14 protein-coding genes and 1 pseudogene are annotated in these 19903 nt (G+C 59.8%); 8 read left to right on the forward strand and 7 right to left on the reverse strand.

Going from position 1 to position 19903, the window contains the following annotated elements; genetic code table 11:
* Nucleotides 1-159: 159 nt before the first annotated feature.
* A complete protein-coding gene (locus tag AWB74_RS16770) occupies nt 160-1062 on the reverse strand; it encodes a GNAT family N-acetyltransferase (RefSeq protein WP_061147856.1) in 903 nt (300 codons plus the stop codon).
* A gap of 455 nt (nt 1063-1517) precedes the next feature.
* Between AWB74_RS16770 and AWB74_RS16775 the strand changes: the two genes are divergently transcribed.
* From AWB74_RS16775 to AWB74_RS16795, 5 genes and pseudogenes are all read left to right on the forward strand, one after another.
* On the forward strand, nt 1518-2648 hold the full coding sequence (locus AWB74_RS16775) for a DSD1 family PLP-dependent enzyme (protein WP_061147857.1): 1131 nt from the start codon (nt 1518-1520) through the stop codon (nt 2646-2648).
* A 108-nt stretch (nt 2649-2756) separates the two neighbouring features.
* Nucleotides 2757-3683, forward strand: a complete 927-nt coding sequence (locus AWB74_RS16780; protein ID WP_061147858.1) for a 2-hydroxyacid dehydrogenase — start codon at nt 2757-2759, stop codon at nt 3681-3683.
* Nucleotides 3684-3730: 47 nt separating this feature from the next.
* Nucleotides 3731-5058, forward strand: a pseudogene (locus AWB74_RS16785) (NAD(P)/FAD-dependent oxidoreductase).
* A gap of 126 nt (nt 5059-5184) precedes the next feature.
* A complete protein-coding gene (thrC, locus tag AWB74_RS16790; RefSeq protein WP_061147894.1) occupies nt 5185-6597 on the forward strand; it encodes a threonine synthase in 1413 nt (470 codons plus the stop codon).
* A 288-nt stretch (nt 6598-6885) separates the two neighbouring features.
* Nucleotides 6886-8358, forward strand: a complete 1473-nt coding sequence (locus AWB74_RS16795; RefSeq protein WP_061147859.1) for an NAD-dependent succinate-semialdehyde dehydrogenase — start codon at nt 6886-6888, stop codon at nt 8356-8358.
* An 829-nt stretch (nt 8359-9187) separates the two neighbouring features.
* Here the strand turns inward: AWB74_RS16795 and AWB74_RS16800 are convergent.
* From AWB74_RS16800 to AWB74_RS16820, 5 genes are all read right to left on the reverse strand, one after another.
* Nucleotides 9188-9856, reverse strand: a complete 669-nt coding sequence (locus tag AWB74_RS16800) for a haloacid dehalogenase type II (protein ID WP_061147860.1) — start codon at nt 9854-9856, stop codon at nt 9188-9190.
* Nucleotides 9857-9987: 131 nt separating this feature from the next.
* Complete coding sequence (locus tag AWB74_RS16805) at nt 9988-11142, reverse strand: M20 aminoacylase family protein (RefSeq protein ID WP_407642448.1); 1155 nt, start codon at nt 11140-11142, stop codon at nt 9988-9990.
* Nucleotides 11143-11241: 99 nt separating this feature from the next.
* A complete protein-coding gene (locus AWB74_RS16810) occupies nt 11242-12699 on the reverse strand; it encodes an aldehyde dehydrogenase family protein (RefSeq protein WP_061147861.1) in 1458 nt (485 codons plus the stop codon).
* On the reverse strand, nt 12696-13973 hold the full coding sequence (locus AWB74_RS16815) for an NAD(P)/FAD-dependent oxidoreductase (protein WP_061147862.1): 1278 nt from the start codon (nt 13971-13973) through the stop codon (nt 12696-12698). Before AWB74_RS16815 ends, AWB74_RS16810 begins: the two co-directional genes overlap by 4 nt.
* 387 nt (nt 13974-14360) lie before the next feature.
* On the reverse strand, nt 14361-14765 hold the full coding sequence (locus tag AWB74_RS16820; protein WP_061147863.1) for a RidA family protein: 405 nt from the start codon (nt 14763-14765) through the stop codon (nt 14361-14363).
* 204 nt (nt 14766-14969) lie between these two features.
* On the opposite strand from AWB74_RS16820, the gene AWB74_RS16825 reads away from it, so the two are divergent.
* Nucleotides 14970-15890 carry a LysR substrate-binding domain-containing protein gene (locus AWB74_RS16825; RefSeq protein WP_061147864.1) on the forward strand — a complete coding sequence of 307 codons (921 nt, stop codon included), beginning with the start codon at nt 14970-14972 and terminating at the stop codon, nt 15888-15890.
* A gap of 300 nt (nt 15891-16190) precedes the next feature.
* Here AWB74_RS16825 and pdxR read toward each other — a convergent pair whose 3' ends face one another.
* Nucleotides 16191-17744 (reverse strand): MocR-like pyridoxine biosynthesis transcription factor PdxR, encoded by a 1554-nt coding sequence (pdxR, locus tag AWB74_RS16830; RefSeq protein ID WP_143749259.1) that lies wholly within the window; start codon nt 17742-17744, stop codon nt 16191-16193.
* Between the two features lie 18 nt (nt 17745-17762).
* On the opposite strand from pdxR, the gene AWB74_RS16835 reads away from it, so the two are divergent.
* Both AWB74_RS16835 and pdxA read left to right on the forward strand, forming a co-directional pair.
* Entirely contained in the window at nt 17763-18881 is a 1119-nt protein-coding gene (locus AWB74_RS16835; protein WP_087039050.1) for a four-carbon acid sugar kinase family protein, read from the forward strand.
* Nucleotides 18878-19903, forward strand: coding sequence for a 4-hydroxythreonine-4-phosphate dehydrogenase PdxA (gene pdxA, locus AWB74_RS16840; protein ID WP_061147867.1), 1026 nt, complete (start codon nt 18878-18880; stop codon nt 19901-19903). The genes AWB74_RS16835 and pdxA overlap by 4 nt, the downstream gene beginning before the upstream one ends.

The raw sequence follows: 19903 nt of genomic DNA on the forward strand, positions 1-19903 counted from the left end.
CAACGAATGTTCTTCAAACAAGCGCGGCAAGAGCTTGCGCAGGACGGTCGGTTGCCCTCCGACCGCGATGGAGAGCAACTCGCAAAAGCGTTCACTCCATATCAAATGCTCCAAACATGATTCTGTTCGAGGCGGCAGAATTCGCCGCTCGACTGCGACCTACAACATGGCCTGACTGATAAGCCCGTAAAGCCTGCACACAGGATCGGGCGCGCCACTGTACGCTCCGGCGGACGCATTCCGAACCATCTTTGAGCAGGTGTCCACTCGCTTCAGTCCCTGATCGCTGAGCCAGTCTGTCAAACTCGTTCCTGAAGGGACGTCGATACGAATGAATTCGCCTTCTTGTCGGGTCAGCCAATGGCCGATCAGAGCCCTTGCACGCGCGTCGCCGCGCGACCGAAGTGCGACCACGGGGCCGATCACGTGCCCCCGGCCAAAGCGCCGCAGCACGGAAAATCCGACGGTCTCGCTGTCGCGTTCAAGCACGACGCTTTCCCCGCGCTTTAGTAACCCCGACAGAAGCGCATCACGCTCAAGGCCGGAAGCGCGCGAAGCCAGTTCAATGATGTAAGGAAAGTCTTCAGGTGTCCCGGTGCGCAGGCGTTCACCCTCAAGCAGCGGTGGCGGCATTACTTCGTCGACGTTCCCCTGGTACTGTTCCAACGATCCACACACGTTGAACCCAAGCTTTTCGTAGAGCGGCCGGCCGGCCGGCGTCGCATGGAGGAATGTGATACGTGGCCCCAACTCTTCGAGGACGGCCTCCATTAGCTTGCGTCCGATACCCTGTCCTTGATGCGCAGATGACACAATGACGTGACCGACAGCGGCTCGGTCCGATCCGAATTTCCAGCAGAATGCAGTGCCAATGACGACACCACTTTCTTCAGCGACGAACGCTATTGCAGTGTCAGCGGAAAATTCCCAGTCTTCCGGCCTGTATGGCCAGCCAAGCGCCGTAGAAAGAGCGTGAGCCCCTTGTATATCGGCCGGAGCGAACTTTCGATACTGAAGATTCGTCGGTGACGAAAGAACGTTCGCAACGGATTCCTGTTTCATTAAGCGACCCCTCCACACGTTACTGTTCCGCAACTGAGCGCAGCGACGGTGCAAACTTGTTTCGCCACCCCGTGCCGAGTCGGCGCCGACCTTCCGACATCTATGTGGTCCACGCAGCTGCCAAGTTCATGCAACGAACTATAGGTAAGAATGTTTTTGCCGTGCTTAATAGCCAATAAATCTGTCGTTAAAGATCTGTTAACGCCGGAGGCCCACGGCGTGCGACTGTTCGCTGCACTCAGTGCGTCTCGGTTGCGTGCCGCACCCGGAAGAAGACTTGAATTCCACACCGCCCGCCGCGGAACTCCCTTTATCGCGTTGACATTCGATATTGCTTAACGGTCGATTTAACGGCCATTAAGCACAAGTTCTCAGTGAACTCCTATAGTGACTTCTCCGCATGCGCGATGTCGGAACCGAATACCGATCGCGCGACGAATCGCCAGGAGCCATAGATGAATTTGGAGTCGTTGAACACACCCGCTGCATTAATCGATGTTGTGCGCATGAACCACAACATCGAACGGATGCAACAACGCATGGATGCGCTCGGCGTGAGTTTCCGCCCGCACGTTAAAACAACCAAATGCCAGCAGGTGGTTAGGGCGCAAATGGACGCCGGCGCACGCGGTATCACCGTGTCCACCCTCAAGGAAGCCGAACAGTTCTTCGCAAGCGGCATCCATGACATCGTCTACGCTGTGGGCATGGCCCCGACAAAACTCCCGCAGGCCCTGGCGCTGCGTCGCCAAGGCTGCGACCTGAAGATCGTCGCCGACAGTGTCGCCAGCGCTGAGGCCATCGTCGCTTTCGGCCGGGAAGAAGGAGAACCCTTCGAAGTTTGGATCGAGATCGACGTGGACGGCCATCGCTCAGGCATCGCACCTGAGGACGACACGCTCCTCACTGTCGCAAACACTCTCGTTAGCGGCGGCATGCATCTCGGCGGTGTGTTGGCCCATGCCGGTTCCAGCTACGACTACGATACACATGACGAACTGGTCCGCATCGCAGAACAGGAACGTTCGGGCTGCGTGCGCGCCGCTGAGCGCCTTCGGGCAGCGGGCCTGCAGTGTGACGTCGTGAGTATCGGATCGACGCCGACGGCGCTGGCCGCCCGGCATCTGGAAGGGGTGACGGAAGTTCGGGCAGGCGTCTACGTTATGTTCGATCTCGTCATGCATAACGTGGGCGTCAACGACACGTCCGAGATTGCACTGAGCGTGTTGACTACTGTGATCGGCCACCAGAGCGAGAAAGGGTGGGCCATTGTCGATGCGGGATGGATGGCAATGAGCCGCGACCGCGGTACCGAGCGCCAGAAACGCGATTTTGGATACGGTCTCGTCTGCCTCGAAAACGGAGAGGTGCTGGGCGAATATCTGATGAGCGGCGCGAACCAGGAACACGGCATAGTGTCCCGGTTCGGCACGCCGGATCGCGAGATCGAGCAGCGCTTTCCAATCGGGACGCGCCTGCGCATCCTGCCCAACCATGCGTGTGCCACTGGGGCGCAACATCCGGCTTATCAGGCGGTCAGTCGCGACGGTAGTGTTGAAATCTGGCCACGCTTCTACGGGTGGTAAACGAGCTCGTATCGCCGGACGCGGCGCGCTTTAACGAGACAGTCGGACATGAAGCATGTCAAGGTCTGTTTTCGATCCATTTATAGCTCCGGAAATTGGAATACCCAAATGACGTTCCTCTATAAATCCGAGGCTCGCCGCGGTGAGGTATGGCGCACGCGTCTGAGGAAGGAATTCCCGAACCTGGAATTCCGCGTTTGGCCGTACGTGGGAGATCCGTTGAAGGTCAAATACCTCGCTTGCTGGGTACCGCCTGCTGATCTTGGCGAAAAGTTCCCAAAGCTCGAATTGGTATTTTCGGTCGGCGCAGGAGTGGATCAGATTGACGCTAGCGCACTTCCATCGGGCGTGAAACTTTTGCGCATGACTGAACCAGGATTGGCCGCAGGCATGAATGAGTACGGCACGTTGGCGGTGCTGGCAGCGCACCGTAACCTGCCCGCTTACCTCGTTCTGCAGCGCACTCGAGCTTGGGAGCAATTGCCTGCCGTTGCAGCGAAGGACCGAAGCGTCGGGGTGATGGGGCTGGGCGTGCTCGGCACAGGTTTGCTCAACAGTCTGAAGCCCTTCGGCTTCAGACTACACGGCTGGAGCCGTTCTCCGAGGGCCATCGATGGCGTAATAACGTTTGCCGGGCCGGATGAACTGGCTCAATTCCTAGCTCGCATCGACATTCTCGTTTGCCTCCTCCCGCTGACTGACGAGACGCGCGGCATATTGAGTTCGAAGACCTTCAACGCCTTACCAGACGGCGCGTGTCTAATCAACGTTGGCCGTGGAGGTCACTTGATCGAGAGAGACCTTCTTGACGCATTAGCATCAGATAAGCTTCGTTGCGCCATCCTCGACGTAGCGAATACTGAACCGTTGCCTGAGGATCACCCGTTTTGGACTCACCCGAAAGTTGTTCTAACGCCGCACGTCGCCAGCGTTACCGACGCCGAAGGCGGCGCTGAATTCGTGGTGGCCAACCTTCGAAGGCACTTGGCCAACGAAACGTTGACTGGCGTAGTGGACGTGTCGCGCGGTTATTGACCTCGTCCTTGGCCAGTGGCAACGACAATTGAACGATGAAATCTGAAATGCTTAGAGTTGAAGAGGTGTACGACACGCCGGAATTTGCGAGCGCCGCCGATGTGATCGTGATCGGGGCCGGAATCGTCGGGACATCCACCGCCTATGAATTGGCCCGACGCGGCGTTTCTGTCGCGTTGGTGGACAAAGGCATTGTCGGTGGCGAGCAATCGGGGCGCAACTGGGGCTGGGTCCGCCGACAGAACCGCGACATGTTTGAACTGCCACTTGCCATGCGCAGCCTTCGTCGTTGGAGCGAGTTGCGCGATGAAATCCGGATTGACCTAGGCTTTCGCCGCGACGGAATTCTTTATGCCAGCAACGACGCAAAAAAGTCGCCCAGTGGGACGCGTGGTGCAAGCAGGCGCGCGAGATCGGGTTTGTCAGTCATATGCTTAGCGCGGCCGAGATGAGCAGGCGTGCTCCCAGTAGCGGTCCACGGTACGCCGGTGGCGTATGGTCGCCCGACGACGGCTACGCCGAGCCTTCGCGCGCGGCACCCGCTCTAGCTAAGGGGGCGATGCGCCGCGGCGCGCTGCTCTATCAAAACTGCGCCGCACGCGGCCTGGAACTCAGTGCAGGTCGTGTCAGCGGTGTGTGGACTGAGCACGGTCTGATCAAGGCGAGCACAGTGGTATGCGCGGGTGGTGCCTGGAGCTCACGTTTTTGCAGGCGTCATGGAGTCGACCTTCCTGCAGTGAACGTGGTTGGCACCGCTATGCGTACGTCTGTCGCAGCAAATGTGATCAACGGTTGCTTCAGCGGTCCGGGTTTCGCATTGCGTCGTCGGCTTGACGGCGCATATACGCTAGCTGTTCCGGGTTTCGGTCGGATCGACTTGGCGCCGCTTGGCCTTAAGAACGCAATAAGGTATTACCGCAATTACCGAAACGACATTGGCAAAAAGCTTAAGTACCGTCTTTCAAACCCGTGGTTCGAAGGTCCCGAGGCATCGGCGAGTTGGCAATTTGTCGATGTTTCGCCGTTCGAACGCTGTCGCGTGCTGGACCCGACTCCCGACCCGGAATTCGTGAACGTTGCCCTGGATAACGTTAAGCGCGCTATCCCGGGGTTCTCCGACATGCGGGTGGTGCATGCCTGGGCCGGTGCAATCGACACGACGCCCGACCTCATTCCCGTTATCTCCGATGTTGCAGACCTTCCTGGCTTTTACCTCGCGACCGGGTTCAGTGGTCATGGCTTCGCATTGGGCTCAGCGGCGGGAGAGCTTGTCGCCGATATGGTGACGGGAGCCAAACCCATGACGGATATCTCGCCTTACCGTTTGGACCGTTTCTCAGATGGCACTTCCTTGAAGGTCCCGGAGATGATGTGACGAGCTCTTGTAACGCCGCAATACAGTACGTTTTAACACGAATGTATCGGTCAGCAACAGGCGATGACGGCCTCCAGCGTCGCGCCGAACTCTTCGTTTTTCAAGGCAATAAACAGGAGCGTCGTTATGCGGTACATCTCGACTCGGGGCGGCAGCGTCGACCGGCGGTTTTCCGAAGTGTTGATGGAAGGGCTGGCACCGGACGGTGGCCTATATGTACCCGCCACCTACCCCAAAGTCGATGACACAACGCTGAGGCACTGGCGCAGCCTGTCGTATGCCGAGCTAGCCCTCCAGATTGTCTCGCTGTATATCGACGACATCCCAGCGCACGAGCTACGTGCCATCATCGCCAGCACCTACACCCCCGAAGTCTTCGGCTCGGCGCAGATTGTTCCCTTGCAAAGACTTGACGAATCGACTGCTTTGCTAAACCTGTCCAATGGCCCTACCTTTGCCTTCAAGGACATAGCTATGCAGTTCCTGGGCAACCTCTTCGAAGCTGAGCTGGGGCGCCGCGGCGCGCGGCTCAATATCCTCGGCGCCACGTCGGGCGATACCGGCAGCGCAGCCGAATATGCCATGCGGGGCAAGCAGAACGTCCAGGTGTTCATGTTGAGTCCCCGCGGTCGCATGAGTCCGTTTCAGCAGGCCCAGATGTTCAGCCTGCAGGACAAGAACATTCACAATCTTGTTGTCGAAGGCAGCTTTGACACGTGCCAGGATATCGTCAAGGCAGTTTCAGCCGACCTCGCGTTCAAGCGGCAATACGACATCGGTACGGTCAATTCCATCAACTGGGCGCGCTTGCTGGCGCAGGTCGTCTATTATTTCTCGGGTTATTTCCAGGCGACGAACGACAATAGCGAGCGCGTCTCGTTTTGTGTGCCGTCCGGCAATTTCGGCAACATATGCGCCGGCCACGTCGCCCGCATGATGGGGTTGCCAATCGAAAAGCTGGTTTTGGCGACCAACGAAAACGATGTGCTTGACGAGTTTTTCAAGACCGGCCGATATCGTGTGCGCAGCAGCAGGGAGACGATGGTCACTTCGAGCCCATCGATGGACATCTCGAAGGCATCGAATTTCGAGCGCTTCATCTTCGACTTACTAGGCCGGGATGCACACCGCGTCGGGGACTTATTTGACTTGGAGCTTTCCCAGCGCGGCCAATTCTGTCTCACAGAGCAGGAAACTGCCTGCATTGCCCGCTATGGCTTTGTGTCGGGCAAGAGTACGCACTTGGATCGCCTGCAGACGATTTCGCATACCTGGCAACGCCATCGCACGATGATAGACCCGCACACTGCCGATGGCGTCAAGGTTGCGCGGGAACACCTCCGCTCGGGCATCCCCACCATCGTGCTTGAGACTGCACTGCCGTTGAAGTTTCAGGACATCATCCGCGAGGCAATCGGTCAGGAAGCGCCGCGGCCGGTGCCAGTGACCAGCATGGAGCAACGCCCCAGGCGGTGTGAGCTAATCGCACCGTCGGCTGATGAGGTGAAGGCATACATGGAGCGGCATTGCAGCCGCTGACCCCGTCGAGAGAGTTTTCCATGGGTGCTACCCATGTGGTCCGCAGTGCTCAGGACGGCAGCCTTGAGGTTCTGTTTATCGCGCCTGGTGGCCCTGCACTTCCCGCGCGATTCGGCATTGCTCCACCCGCATGATCCAGGGCACTACTTTCGCTTGCTGCGCCATCACCCCGGCGCTAGTCGTCTGTTCTGAATGCACAGGGTACGGGCGCTCCGGCACACCTGCTTCTGCCCCGTGCCGCTTTATTCTGGCTTAACCAAGATCACTTCGAATGCGGAGACATCTACCATGACGCAACGTTACGAATTGCACGATCTGATTCGCACCGACAATTTCATCGACGGTAAGTGGGTCCCCGCCGCGAGCGGCAAGCGCTTCGCCGTGACTGATCCGGCGACGGGCGACGTCATCGCTCAGGTCGCCGACAGCGGCCCCACCGATGCTCGCGCCGCCACTGATGCCGCCGCGCGCGCCTTCCCCGTGTGGCGCGATACCTTGCCGAAGGACCGCGCCGACGTGCTGCATCGCTGGCATGCACTCATCCTTGGGCACGCGGATACGCTCGGGCGTCTGATCTCGCTGGAACAGGGGAAGCCTTTCGCGGAAGGGCGTGGCGAGGTCATGTACGGCGCTTCATACGTCGCGTGGTTCGCGAATGAAGCAACGCGTATCTACGGCGACATCATTCCGCAGCAGCAGCGCGGCAAGAGTATGAGCGCGGTGAAGGAGCCAGTGGGGATCGTCGCGGCAATTACGCCGTGGAATTTTCCGCTAGCGATGATCGCGCGCAAGATCGCGCCGGCGCTCGCCGCCGGCTGCACAGTGGTCGGTAAGCCAGCCGAGGACACCCCGCTCACCGCATTTGCGTTAATCCTCCTTGCGCATGAAGCAGGCGTTCCGGCAGGCGCGCTAAACCTCATTAGCGCGTCGCGAGACAACGCACCAGCGTCAGTCAAGGACTGGTTGGACGATAGCCGCGTGCGCAAGATTACCTTCACCGGTTCGACGCCGGTAGGCAAGTATCTAGCGCGCGAATCTGCGGGGACGTTGAAAAAGCTTTCGCTCGAGCTTGGCGGCAATGCGCCGTTCATCGTGTTCGACGACGCAGATCTCGACGCGGCCGTCTCGGGCCTTATGGCATCAAAGTTTCGCAACGGCGGGCAGACGTGCGTGTCCCCGAATCGCGTGTACGTTCAAGCGTCAGTCTACGATCAGTTCGCCGATCTGCTGGCAAAGCGCGTCGCCGCGTTAAAGGTCGCGCCCGCGACGGATCCCGACGCCCAAATCGGCCCGATGATCAATGCACGCGCAGTCGAAAAAATCGAGCGCCATGTATTTGACGCGATCGAGCGCGGTGCACAGGTGCTCACGGGTGGCAACCGCCTGACGGAACGGGGCCCGAACTATTACGCGCCGACTGTGCTCGCCGGCGCCACGCCCGATATGCACCTGAGCTGCGAGGAAACTTTCGGACCCGTCGTGCCGCTGTTCCGTTTCGACGACGAAGAGCAAGCGATCCGCGCCGCAAACGACACGCCGTTCGGGCTCGCGACATATTTCTATAGTCAGGATTTGCGGCGCATCGACCGTGTGTCGCGTCTGCTCGAAGCGGGTCTGGTTGGCATCAACGAAGGCGCGCTCTCGAGCGAAGCGGCGCCGTTCGGCGGCGTGAAGGAATCGGGCTACGGACGGGAAGGCTCGAAGTATGGCCTCGACGATTATCTCTCGATCAAGTATCGCTGTCAGGGCAATCTCGCATGAGCTCGTATTCGACACGCGGAGCAAGCCGCTGACCAAAGGGGCCCACGGACATGACCGTCGCGGGCCCCCACGACGACGAGTCTTTCGTGAAAAAGAATACCCGAGTTACGTGTGACGGACGAAAGGGCGTAGACCTTGGTCACATGTTCGCGGCTTTCGCAGCTCCTTGCGCCCCTTGTTCAAGGACGGATATGCTGCCTCGTAATTCCACGTACCGCAGGCAAACTCCCCGACGGCGGAGCGATAATCGGTGTGATTGCGACACACCGCGTCGGCGTGCGGAGCAGTTCCGCCGCAGCCACTCGGCTCCAGATGCGGTGCCACCGCAACTGGTACGATGACTGCATTGCCCGCGCGGCTACCGTGATAGCACATGAGGATGAACAATACAGGATTTCAAACGTTCCACGAGAATTCCGCTTTATGCCCGATGATCGCGCTGTGTCCCGGCTGCAGGGTGAAGGTGCGTTCTTTCTGGATCAAAGTGACCGTGCCTTCGGCAGGGATAACGAACTTGTCTGCCGGAAGCGATTGCACCTCTTCCCTTTTCGCCGTCAAGCGCAATGGCTGCCAATGGTCACGGGGAGCATGGCGTCGAATCTAGCACGCGGCGATTGGAAAGGAAACGGTCCGCGGCATCTGAGCCGATAGGTAGAATCCGATCCGTCTGGGCCGCAATTTTTGAAGGTCGATGAACGGCCGCGTTTTGGCAGATATGGGCGCTGCCAGATCGGTTTTGAGCATGGCTTGTATTCGCACGGCAATGATGAAAGACTGAAGCCGCACGTGCGGCCAGCCGGCTAAATGCGATGTGGAAAGTGCCGACGGATCACAGGCCGAGCAGAGTGGCGATATCGCCGATCGTCTCGACTTCGTAGTAGTTGTAGTAAGGCGTGCCCGGCTCGTGGCCGCGATTGACGAATGCCTTATGCTTGATGCCCAAGTCGTGCGCTGTCATGAGGTCATAGCGCAGACTCGACGAAACATGCAGGACGTCCTTAGGTTCGCAGTCCAGCTGGTCGAACATGTACTCGAAGCCCTGCATGCGCGGCTTGTACGACTGAGCCTGCTCTGCGGTGAACACGTGATGAAACGGCGCGCCCAGCTTTTCGACATTGCTCTGGATGTGCTCGTCCGGCGCGTTCGTAAGTATGACGAGCTTGTATTTTTTCGCGAGGCGCGAAAGGCCTTCCGGCACGTCCGGGTGCGGCCCCCATGTCGGCTCGGCGAGGTAGAACTTTTCGGCTTCCGCTTCGCTAAACTTGACGTTCATGCGCTTGCATGCGCGGCGCGCCGCGTTGATCAGTACCTCGCGGAACGGCTTCCAGGCGCCGAGCGCTTCGTCGCGCCGGTAAGCCGTAAAGAAGTTGACGAGTTGCTCAAGTTCGGCGCCCCGCAGGCGATTTCCGTAAAGCGCGCGAGTCATCTCTCCGATGCGGAAATTCGTCAGCGTGCCATAGCAGTCGAACGTGATGTACTTGGGCTCGAAGTCAATCATGGTTTCAGTCCTCTCATGTTGTAAGCTCGCGTGGAGTCCGCCAGGAAAGCATCGGATTCCGATTTATTCTATACGTACTACATAAGATATAACTCAAGCGGGGCGAGCGTTAGGATAAGGGGGCTCTAGCGTTACGCGGTACCGAAGTAATGCTGCGCCAAAGCGACCCAATACCGGACGCCGACCGGAATGATGTCGTCGTTGAAATCGTATTTCGGATGATGCAAAGCCGGTGCGGACATTCCCGCAGGAGCATTGCCGATCAACACATAAGCGCCGGGCCGCTCCTCCAGCATGAAACCGAAGTCTTCGGATGTCATGTTCGATGGCACGTCGCAGCAAAGGCGTTCGTCGCCGAACATCTCACGAATGACCCTTTCGCAGAGTGCTGTCTCGGCCTCTGCGTTAATCGTCGCGGGGTAGTATTGAAAAAAAGTCACCTCGACTTGCGCGCCATAAGCGAAGGCTAGCCCTTCGCACATCAGTTGGATGTCGCGCTGCAACTTCTGGTGCAAAGCCGACGACAGCGTGCGAATCGTCCCCCGCAACTCGGCGCTGTCTGGAATGACATTGTCTGTATTGCCCGCGTGGAACATGCAGACGGAAACGACAGCGGGATCCACGGGATCCTTGTGCCGCGCCGTGATGGTCTGACACTGGAGAACCATCGAACACGCCAGAGGGATAGGATCAAGGCCGAGATGCGGCTGCGCTGCATGCGCACCCTTACCTCTCACGGTGATCCTGAATCTGGAGCCGGCAGCCATTATCGGGCCGGTCCGCAAACCGAAGTGTCCCGCAGGCAAACCGGGCCAGTTGTGCATGCCAAATACCGCTTCCGTGGGACATTGCTCGAATAACCCGTCATCGATCATCTTCCGCGCGCCCGCGCCCCCCTCCTCTCCGGGCTGAAACACGAAATGAACCGTGCCGGGCAATTGCGGCAGTTCCTTCAGGATACGCGCGGCGCCCAGCAACATCACGGTATGACCGTCGTGCCCGCAGGCATGCATGATTCCTTCGGAGCCTGATGCGTAAGCGAAGTCATTGGCTTCCTGGATCGGCAACGCATCCAGATCTGCCCGAAGTACGATTCCCCGGTCCGGGTCGGCCCCGAGTAAGCTCGCGACGACTCCTGTGCCCGCCAGGCCGCGCAACACCGCATAGCCGAGCTCTTCAAGCTCACGTGCGACGACGTCTGCCGTCCTACGTTCTTCAAATCGCAACTCGGGATGGGCGTGCAGGTCGCGTCGCAACTTCGCCCAATGCGAATGATGCGCTTTCAACGAAGTCTCAGCGATTGCGGAGGTATCCAATCTCAGCACCTTTACAAAAGGAAATAGCAGCGAACTTGCAGCGTTACCGCGTAAGGCGTAGCGGCTGTTTCAATCGTAGAACCCGAGGACCGACTTAACCTCCATGTACTCTTCCATTCCTTCGATCCCGTACTCTCGGCCATTGCCGGACTGCTTGTACCCACCGAATGGAGCTTGCGGATCCCATGCCGGATAGTTCAGATGCACCTGCCCCGACCGGATGCGCGCGGCTACCGCACGCATGAGTGCCTTGTCCGCACCTTGAACATGTGCGCCGAGCCCATAAACTGTGTCGTTCGCGATCGTGATTGCTTCCTCGAGCGAGCCGTAAGGAAGGATGGCAAGGACCGGACCGAAAATCTCCTCCTGGGCGATCGTCATATCGGTGCGAACGTCGGAAAAGATGGTCGGCCGAGCATAGAAGCCCCTGCTGAAACCCGCAGGCCTTCCAGGTCCACCAGCGATCAGTTTGGCACGTTCGTCGATGCCCGCTTCGATCATTTCCTGGACCCTGTCAAACTGTGCGCGATTGGCCACTGGCCCATGCGTCGTCGCATCGACAAACGGATCACCAACGGTCATCTGTTCCGTTGCTGCGACGGCCAAGTCTTCGACACGGTCCAGAACGCTGTGCGGTACGATCAGACGCGTCGGCGCGCTGCATGACTGGCCCATATTCCGGAACGCGGCCGCAACGCCCAGCGAGACGGCACGCGGCAGATCAGCATCGGGTAACACAACGTTTGGCGACTTGCCGCCAAGCTCCTGCGCCACGCGCTTCACTGTCGGAGCAGCTGCTTGCGCAACCAGCGCGCCAGCACGCGTCGACCCTGTGATTGAAACCATATCGACTTGCTGGTGGGACGCGAGCAACGTCCCGACTTCCGCGCCAGTGCCGCTCACCAGGTTGAAGACGCCCGCCGGAACGCCCGCATCCGCGATCACTTCTGCAAACAGCAAGGCGCTTAGCGGGGAAAGCTCGCTGGGTTTCAGGACCACCGTGCAACCTGCTGCGAGGGCCGGGCCGACCTTCGCCGTGATTTGATAGATGGGCCAATTCCACGGCGTGATCAGCGCGCACACGCCGATCGGTTCGCGTACGATCGCGGTCGTCCCGCGCTGAGTCCGGAAGGGGTAGCTAGCCAGATTGTCGCACGCGACCCGGATATGTTCGGCCGCGAGCGGCACGTGTGCAGAGCGAGCATAGCTGATCGGCGCGCCCATTTCCGTTGCCAGCGCCGTGGCAATCAGTTCGGCGCGTTCCAGCATCAAGGTATGGACGCGGCCGAGCAACGCAGCACGCTCTTGCGGCGAACTGGTTGACCAACCTGCGAAGGCCTTGCGTGCGGCGCGTACTGCTCGGTTGGCGTCGCGTTCATCTCCAAGCGCGATCTCGCAGACCGCGTCTTCAGTGGACGGGGAGACAACGGCGATTCGGTCGGTACCCTCGGGCGCTGCCCATTCGCCATCGATAAACAATTGATCCAACCTTCCCGCTTGCACCAGGTGACGTACAGGTGAAGTCATTGCAGCGTGTCCTTGAGTCGGTACCATGCGCCCACGAACGGCAGAAACCACGGCCTGCCGAAGTGACCGGGGATAGCAGGCCAGTTGAAGTCTTTCCACGGGTTGAGATCGGCGCGTCCGTCCATGATCTCCGCCATCAGCGTGCCCATAAGCGTGGCCATGTGCGTCCCGTGGCCACTATATCCCATCGAGTAATAGACACCGTCGCGCTGACCCGCGCGCGGCAAGCGGTTGGCCGTCATGTCGACCATGCCGCCCCAGCAGTAATCGATGCGCACGTTGGCCAATTCGGGAAACACGGTGGCCATCTGCTGTCGCAAAATCTGTCCACTCTGTTCGTCGGAACGGGGATTCGACGTCGCGAATCGCGCACGACCGCCAAATAGCATCCGATTGTCCGGAGTGACACGAAAGAAGTTGACGAAGTTTTTGGTGTCGGTGGCCATGCGGCGCGTTGGCAGCAACCGGTCGAGCAGTTCCAGCGGCAAAGGCTCGGTGACGATGATGAAAGCTCCAACCGGGACGATCCTGCGTCGAATCCAGCCGAACGGACCCACCTGCGAGATGCCACTCGCCAGTAGCACTTGCGGCGTGCGGATCTCTCCACGCGATGTTCTCACCACATATGCGCCCCGGGATTCCCTCTGTAACCCCAGGACCGGCGCATGCTCCAGAACGTGCGCTCCGCGCGCTTGTGCAGCGTTCGCGAGACCGCGAACATAGCGACCGACGTGCATCCCTGCACTCTTCTTAAAGATCAACCCGCCGTGATAACGGTCCGAGCCGATCTCGTCACGAAGCTCGGCCTTCGTCACAAGGCACGTATCAGGGTCAACGCTCGCGGCGAGCAATGCTTGACTTCGCGCGAGCTTATCGAAGTGCTCCGGCTTCGCCGCGAGCTTGAGTTTCCCCCTGCGAACAAAATCGCAGTCAATCGACTCTTCTCTGACGAGCCGCTCGACCGTGTCGACGCCCGCGTCGAACGCGAGATATAGCCGGTTGGCCAATTCCGTGCCGATCCGCTGGGACAGCGAAGCGTAATCCTGTGCGAAACCGTTGTTGCACATGCCGCCATTGCGGCCGGACGCCGCCTGCCCCACGGTTCCCGCTTCGCAAACAATGACGCGCGCGCCTTTTTTGGTTAGCGCCAATGCGGCGGCCGAACCTGTGATCCCGCCGCCAACCACAACCACGTCGCAACTTCCGCCTTGCATGTCAGGTGAGCTGCTAACGAATGGCTGGGTCGTATCCAGCCAGTAAGAACTGAATTGCATTACAAACTCCAAAGCTGGCGGACTGGTGCTGAAAATCAGCAAGCTTTCACTGCACAGATCCGGTTAATCGCACTGGGCGATGAGGTTCGGGATCAACAATGGTCCGCACGCCTGCCACCGGCACAACGCCGCGATCCAGTACATCTATCGAAAATCGCGGCGGGCCGATCTTGCCAGCCAATCGCCATTGGCAGAGGAGCATGAGCAGCGGGTATTTCAGTCGCGGTGAGCGCTCGATACCGAAGATTCGTTGTTGCGGAGTGAACGTTAGAGACGCATTCCTGTTTCATTGAGAGATCCTACGCAAATGTCGTCTTTCGGTAACTCGGCGAAACCGCGTCAGTGATGATTTGAGCATGAAGTTGGCGCCATCGATAGTCAGACTGACTACACCAATGCCACCGCTTCCACCTCAATCTTCAGACCGAAGTGCAGCGCAGGAACCGGGACCACGGCGCGAGCGGGTCTCGCATCTCCAGCCCAACGGGCATAGATCGCATTGAAACTCGCCCAGTGCCCGACATCGACGATATAGACACGGACCTGGGCCAGTTTTGTGAGGTCGCTGCCTGCAGCGGCAAGCGCCGAAGCCAGATTTGCCAACACCTGCTCGGCTTGGGCCTCGAACGGGCTGTCCGTCAGTTTTCGTCCGCTCGCGTCGATCGGCAACTGACCGGACACAAAGATCAGCCCATTTGCAATCGAAACGTGACTATAGTGACCGCCCGGCGTCGCCAGTCCAGCGGGATTTACCGTCAGAAGGTACTGCCCGCTGCGTTCATACTGATCCATAAAGTGCACCCTAGGTAGAAGGAAACGCACCGCCTGCCGCCCAACTTGAGCCGCACTATCGGCTATGCGGACGCTGACTGCCCTCGGCAGAGTGGATCGGCAACGTCGATCGGCCCACCGCTGGTGTCTCCACGCGACCCACTATAGGAAAAAATATCTTTGTCGTGTTTAATATTTGATGAACTCATCGTTAAGGAGGTTTTAATGCTTCAGTTGGAAGACATGCAACTGCTTCGGGCGCTCGGCGTGTCACAATCGCTAGCGGCAGCCGCGAGGCTATTGGACCTAACACCGCCCGCGGCCACGGTACGACTTCAGCGCATCGAGGAACGTCTGGGCTTGCGCCTTGCGACGCGCGCGGCCAGAGGCATTTCCCTCACTGACGAATGCCAGCGCCTTGTTCAGGAAGCGATCGAGATTCTGGAGCGGATTGAGTCCATTCCCTCACGTCTGTCCGGTGATTCGAGTGGTGTGAGCGGCCATTTGCGCGTCGTGGCACCGTTCGGGTTCGGTCGCGAATACGTCGCGCCGCTAGTTCGAGACCTGCATCGCTCACACCCCAATCTCGCGATTTCACTCATTTTGGTAGAAAGTCCGCTCGCAGCGGCCTCTGGTGCAGACGCAGTCATTTCCATTGGCCACATAAAGGGATCCTCTTGGGTGGGACATTTTCTGGCCCCGAACGAACGCTTCCTTTGCGCGAGCCCCCAGCTTGCGCGTCGCCTGTCGGAGCTTAAGCATCCATCCGAACTCGCCCGGTACGAGTACCTCACCTTACGAGAGAACGACGAAGACTTGACTCGTCTCCGCTTCACTGAACATGATGCTGCTGGCAAGCGATTAAGCAAAGCCGTAACGGTTCGGTTGCACAGCACGTTGTCCTCGAATGACGGCACTGTGGTCAGAGACTGGGCTGTTGACGGGCTCGGAGTTGTCGAGCGATCTGAGTGGGATTGCGCGCGGCTGATCGCGAAGGCGAAATTGGTGCGCGTGTTGCCGACGTGGCACCTGGAACCCGCACCGGTAATGGCCCTGACTCCCACGCGTCAAGGTCTAACCATCCGTCAGCGTGTGTTTCTGGAGGCAGCGAAGCGAGCTTTTAACCCGGTGCCCTGGCGAATTTGACTTGGTCTCTCGGTTGATATCCAAAGGATCAGCCGCTTGGAAGTCTTGCCGAGTCGTTTTACTGTCAGCACCGAAGGCGAACACCACCAAACGCAAACCGTGGACGACCGTGAATTTCGGGTCTCAGGAGACAGTTTAGATTGCACCCCTCGCCCTCCACAAAGGGCGACGGTCTTCGGCACGTGATGGCCGCGAAATTCCTCGAGCAACCGAGCAACTGGACCTCCCTGTTTTGATTCTGCGTCCGCGATAGTATCGCGACAGTGCCCTCTTTCGTCCACGCACGAGGATCAGATGTCCTTACCGCGATCGATGATCACGACGTTTGATTTGCCTGACGCACGTCTCGAACACATCCAGCGACTGTGTCAGTGCTTTACTCTCCATATGCCCGTATCCGAGCAGAAACCCACTAGCGTCCGATTCGAGCGTAGAGAAATCGCAAACGTCATTGAACAGGACGCCGTGAGATCGCAATGCGGCTCGCAGGTCCCGATCAAACGTACCATTCCGGCCTGAGATGACCACATGCAGGCCACCCTCGTCGCCCCCCAGATTGACCACGTCCGCATACGGCGTCAGCCGTTCGCGAATGACGTTCCGCATCGCCGCATAATGTCGCCGCACCCTACGCAGATGCCGATCGAGTTCGCCGGACAGGAGCAACGTCTCGACTATCTTCTGCACCGGCCACGACACGTGCGTACGCTCACGTTCGATGAGAGTAACCAGCGCGGCCGCTGCGATCGGCGGTGCGACGATGAAGCCAAGGCGAAGTGAAGGACTGACCGCCTTCGCGAACGTATTCAGTAGCAGCGCACTCTCCGGCGCATAGTTGAAGATCGGCGGATGGTTCGTGCCTGCATAGTGAAACTCGCAATCGTATTCGTTTTCGAGAATGAGCATTCCGCGCGTGCGCGCGAGGTCGACCAGCGCCCTTCGTCTGGACCCCGAGAGACGCCCGCCCATCGGATACTGATGCGTCGGCGTTACATGAACGAGGACGGGCGCGGCGTCGTTTTCGACAATTCGGTCGACCACGACCCCTTCTGCGTCAACCGGCACATAGCGCAACGTTGCGCCGGAGCGCTGGAACGCCAATTTCGCCCCGGCGTAACCCGGATCTTCCAGCGCGCACAGGTCGCCCCCGTGCAACAGTGCCTGCGCGACCAGATAAAGCGCATGACCCGTCCCGTGCGTAATCACCACCTGCTCCGGTCCGACATCGACGGATCGGTGTTCGTACAACCAGTCCGCGATCGCGCGTCTCAGTCCTGGCTCCCCACGAGGATCGCCATAGCCGTGCGGGGGCAAATTCCGCCCCGCTTCGCGGCATGCGGCGCGCCAAACACCGAGCGGCAAAGTCCAGGCGCTGGCCTGTCCAGGCCGCCAATCCAAAGCCGCTGTGTCCGGCCGTCCAGGCGCGCCGAGTGCGCCGTCAGACATCCGCTGCAACAGCAATGGACTCCAGCTCGGCCCAATCGCGACGTCTCGGACTATGGGTACGCTGGCGACGACAAAGGTACCGTGCCGCCCACGCCCTTCAAGGATACCCTCGGCGATCAGCTCGTCGTAAGCGTCAACTACACAGTTGCGCGCCACCGCCAGTTGTATAGCAAGGTCGCGGCTTGGCGGTAGCCGACTGCCGGCAGGCAGCACCTTGCTAACGATCTTCTCGCGCAGTTGCCGTGCGATCTGCCGGAATATCGGCGCACCTGTGACGGCGTCGAGTTCGAGTGCGACCAGCGCGGGCAGCGGCTGCCTGGATGAACGGTACCCAACCATAAACACCTTGAACTGCTTCGACTTTGGTTCTTCAAAATTCCGCATAATCCGCCAGAATTGACGGACCAACGATACCACGGGATCGCTATGCGAATACGCATCATCACCGACGACTTCACTAGCGCGCTGGACGGGGCGGCCTGCTTTGCGGAGCGTGGCTGGGAGACAGCCGTCCTTATCGATCCCGACAGCGCCGCTACCGCCGAGGTCGTTAGCCTCGACGCGGATTCCCGCGAATACCCGCCTACGCTCGACCACGACGCTGTGGCCAACGCCGCGAACGCATGGCGCGACGCAAATGTACTCACGCTGCAGTTCGATTCGACGCTGCGTGGCCGCGTCGCGCGTGACTGCATGACAGCGCTTGCTGCTTCCGGCCGGCGCAAGCTGCTGATCGCTCCGGCGTTTCCGTCGGCCGGGCGTAGCGTCGAAGAGGGACGCGTACTGCTTGACGGAGTGCCGGTCCACGAAACAGCGTTCGGATGTGATCCCACGCTGCCGGTACGCGAGTCGAGCGTCCCAGCGCTGTTTGTCGCGCATGGCATTGAGGTGAAGATTGCACACGACGCGGCCCAGGCCCGCGCGCTGCTGGACGTGCACGACGCCGTGGTTGTCGATGCGCAGACCGAAGCCGAACTGAATGCGATCGCCGCAACCTTTGCCGGGGAGCGCGAACTGATTCTGGCCGGCTCGACCGGACTGCTGCGCGCGCTCGCCCGCGTGCTCCCCCGCCCGCAACGTGCGCCGGACAATCGTGGCGGTGACCGCGATCACACAGCCGCGCCCGCGCTGCCGGCTCGCCGCCCCTGGCTCGTCGTGGGAAGCTTGAATCCACAATCGAGACGGCAACTCGCCGTCGCTCGAGCGGAATGCCAAATAGACGTTCTGGCCACCGATGAAGCGCGTTTGCCTACCAGCACCGCCATGCACGCCGCGCTCCGCAATCTGGTGTCGCAGATTGTGAATCTCGTTAACAGCGGCACGTGCGACGGGCTCGTTGTGACCGGTGGTGAAACCGCCCGGCGCATCATCGACGCGCTACCAACAGTGTCACTGCGCGTGTGCCGCGAAGTCATGCCGGGTGTGCCACTGGCCGAGGTCAAAACCGCCACGGGTGCATTTCCTATGATCACGAAGGCCGGCGGCTTCGGCGACGACGAAGCTTTGGCGACCTGCATCGACATATTGACCGGGGCAAAACCATGAAGCAGAAACTGATAGCCGTCACGATGGGTGACGCCGCAGGCATTGGACCGGAAATCGTCGTCAAGACGTTTGCCAATACCGCGTTCATCGCCGAGCACCCGTCCTTCGCGATCGGAGACGCGGGCGTGTTGCGACGGCAGGCCGCCGCGCTCCGCTTGGGACTGGATATACGGGAGTTCAGCTCTGTGGCTGAGATCGCGCCGCGCCCGGGTCTGCTTGACGTCCTGCGGGTGCCTGGAGCGAACGTATTGCCCCCCGACTTGCCGGTTGGCGCAGTGAGTGCTGCTGCGGGCAGGGCCGCATTCGACGCGATCCGTACCGCAATCGATCTTGCAGTCCGGGGCGAAATCACCGGCATCTGCACGGCGCCGATTCACAAGGAAGCGCTTGCCGCCGCGCACGTGCCTTATCCAGGTCATACCGAAATGCTCGCGGACCTCTCCGGCACTCGCGACTACGCGATGATGCTCGTCAACCCGACGCTGCGTACGATCCTCGTCACGGTTCATTGCTCGATGCTCGAGGCGATCGCAAAGCTGTCCGTCGAGAGCGAACTGCGCATCATCCGGCTCGCTTATCGCGCGATGCGTGACCTAGGCATCGAAAGTCCCCGCGTGGCCGTGGCCGGGCTGAATCCACACGCGAGTGAAGGAGGTCTCTTCGGCCGCGAGGATCTCGACATCATTGCACCTGCGGTCCAACTCGCACGGAACGAAGGCATAGACGCGAGTGGCCCGTGGCCTGGCGACACCGTGTTCATGAACGCCCGGCGAGGCCGCTTCGATATCGTGGTGGCGCAGTATCACGACCAAGGCCTAATACCGGTCAAGCTCGCCGGGGTCGAGGACGGCGTGAACATCACCGTCGGCCTGCCTTTCGTGCGCACGAGCCCCGACCATGGCACCGCCTTTGATATTGCAGGAAAGGGTATTGCCGATCCAGCGAGTCTCCAGGTTGCCCTCCAAACCGCGCACCAGTTCGTCCGCTCGCGCGTGAACCATCCATTTATTACCGGAGCCTGA

It is taken from the genome of Caballeronia arvi, from assembly GCF_001544695.2.
In the GTDB taxonomy this organism is placed as follows: domain Bacteria; phylum Pseudomonadota; class Gammaproteobacteria; order Burkholderiales; family Burkholderiaceae; genus Caballeronia; species Caballeronia arvi.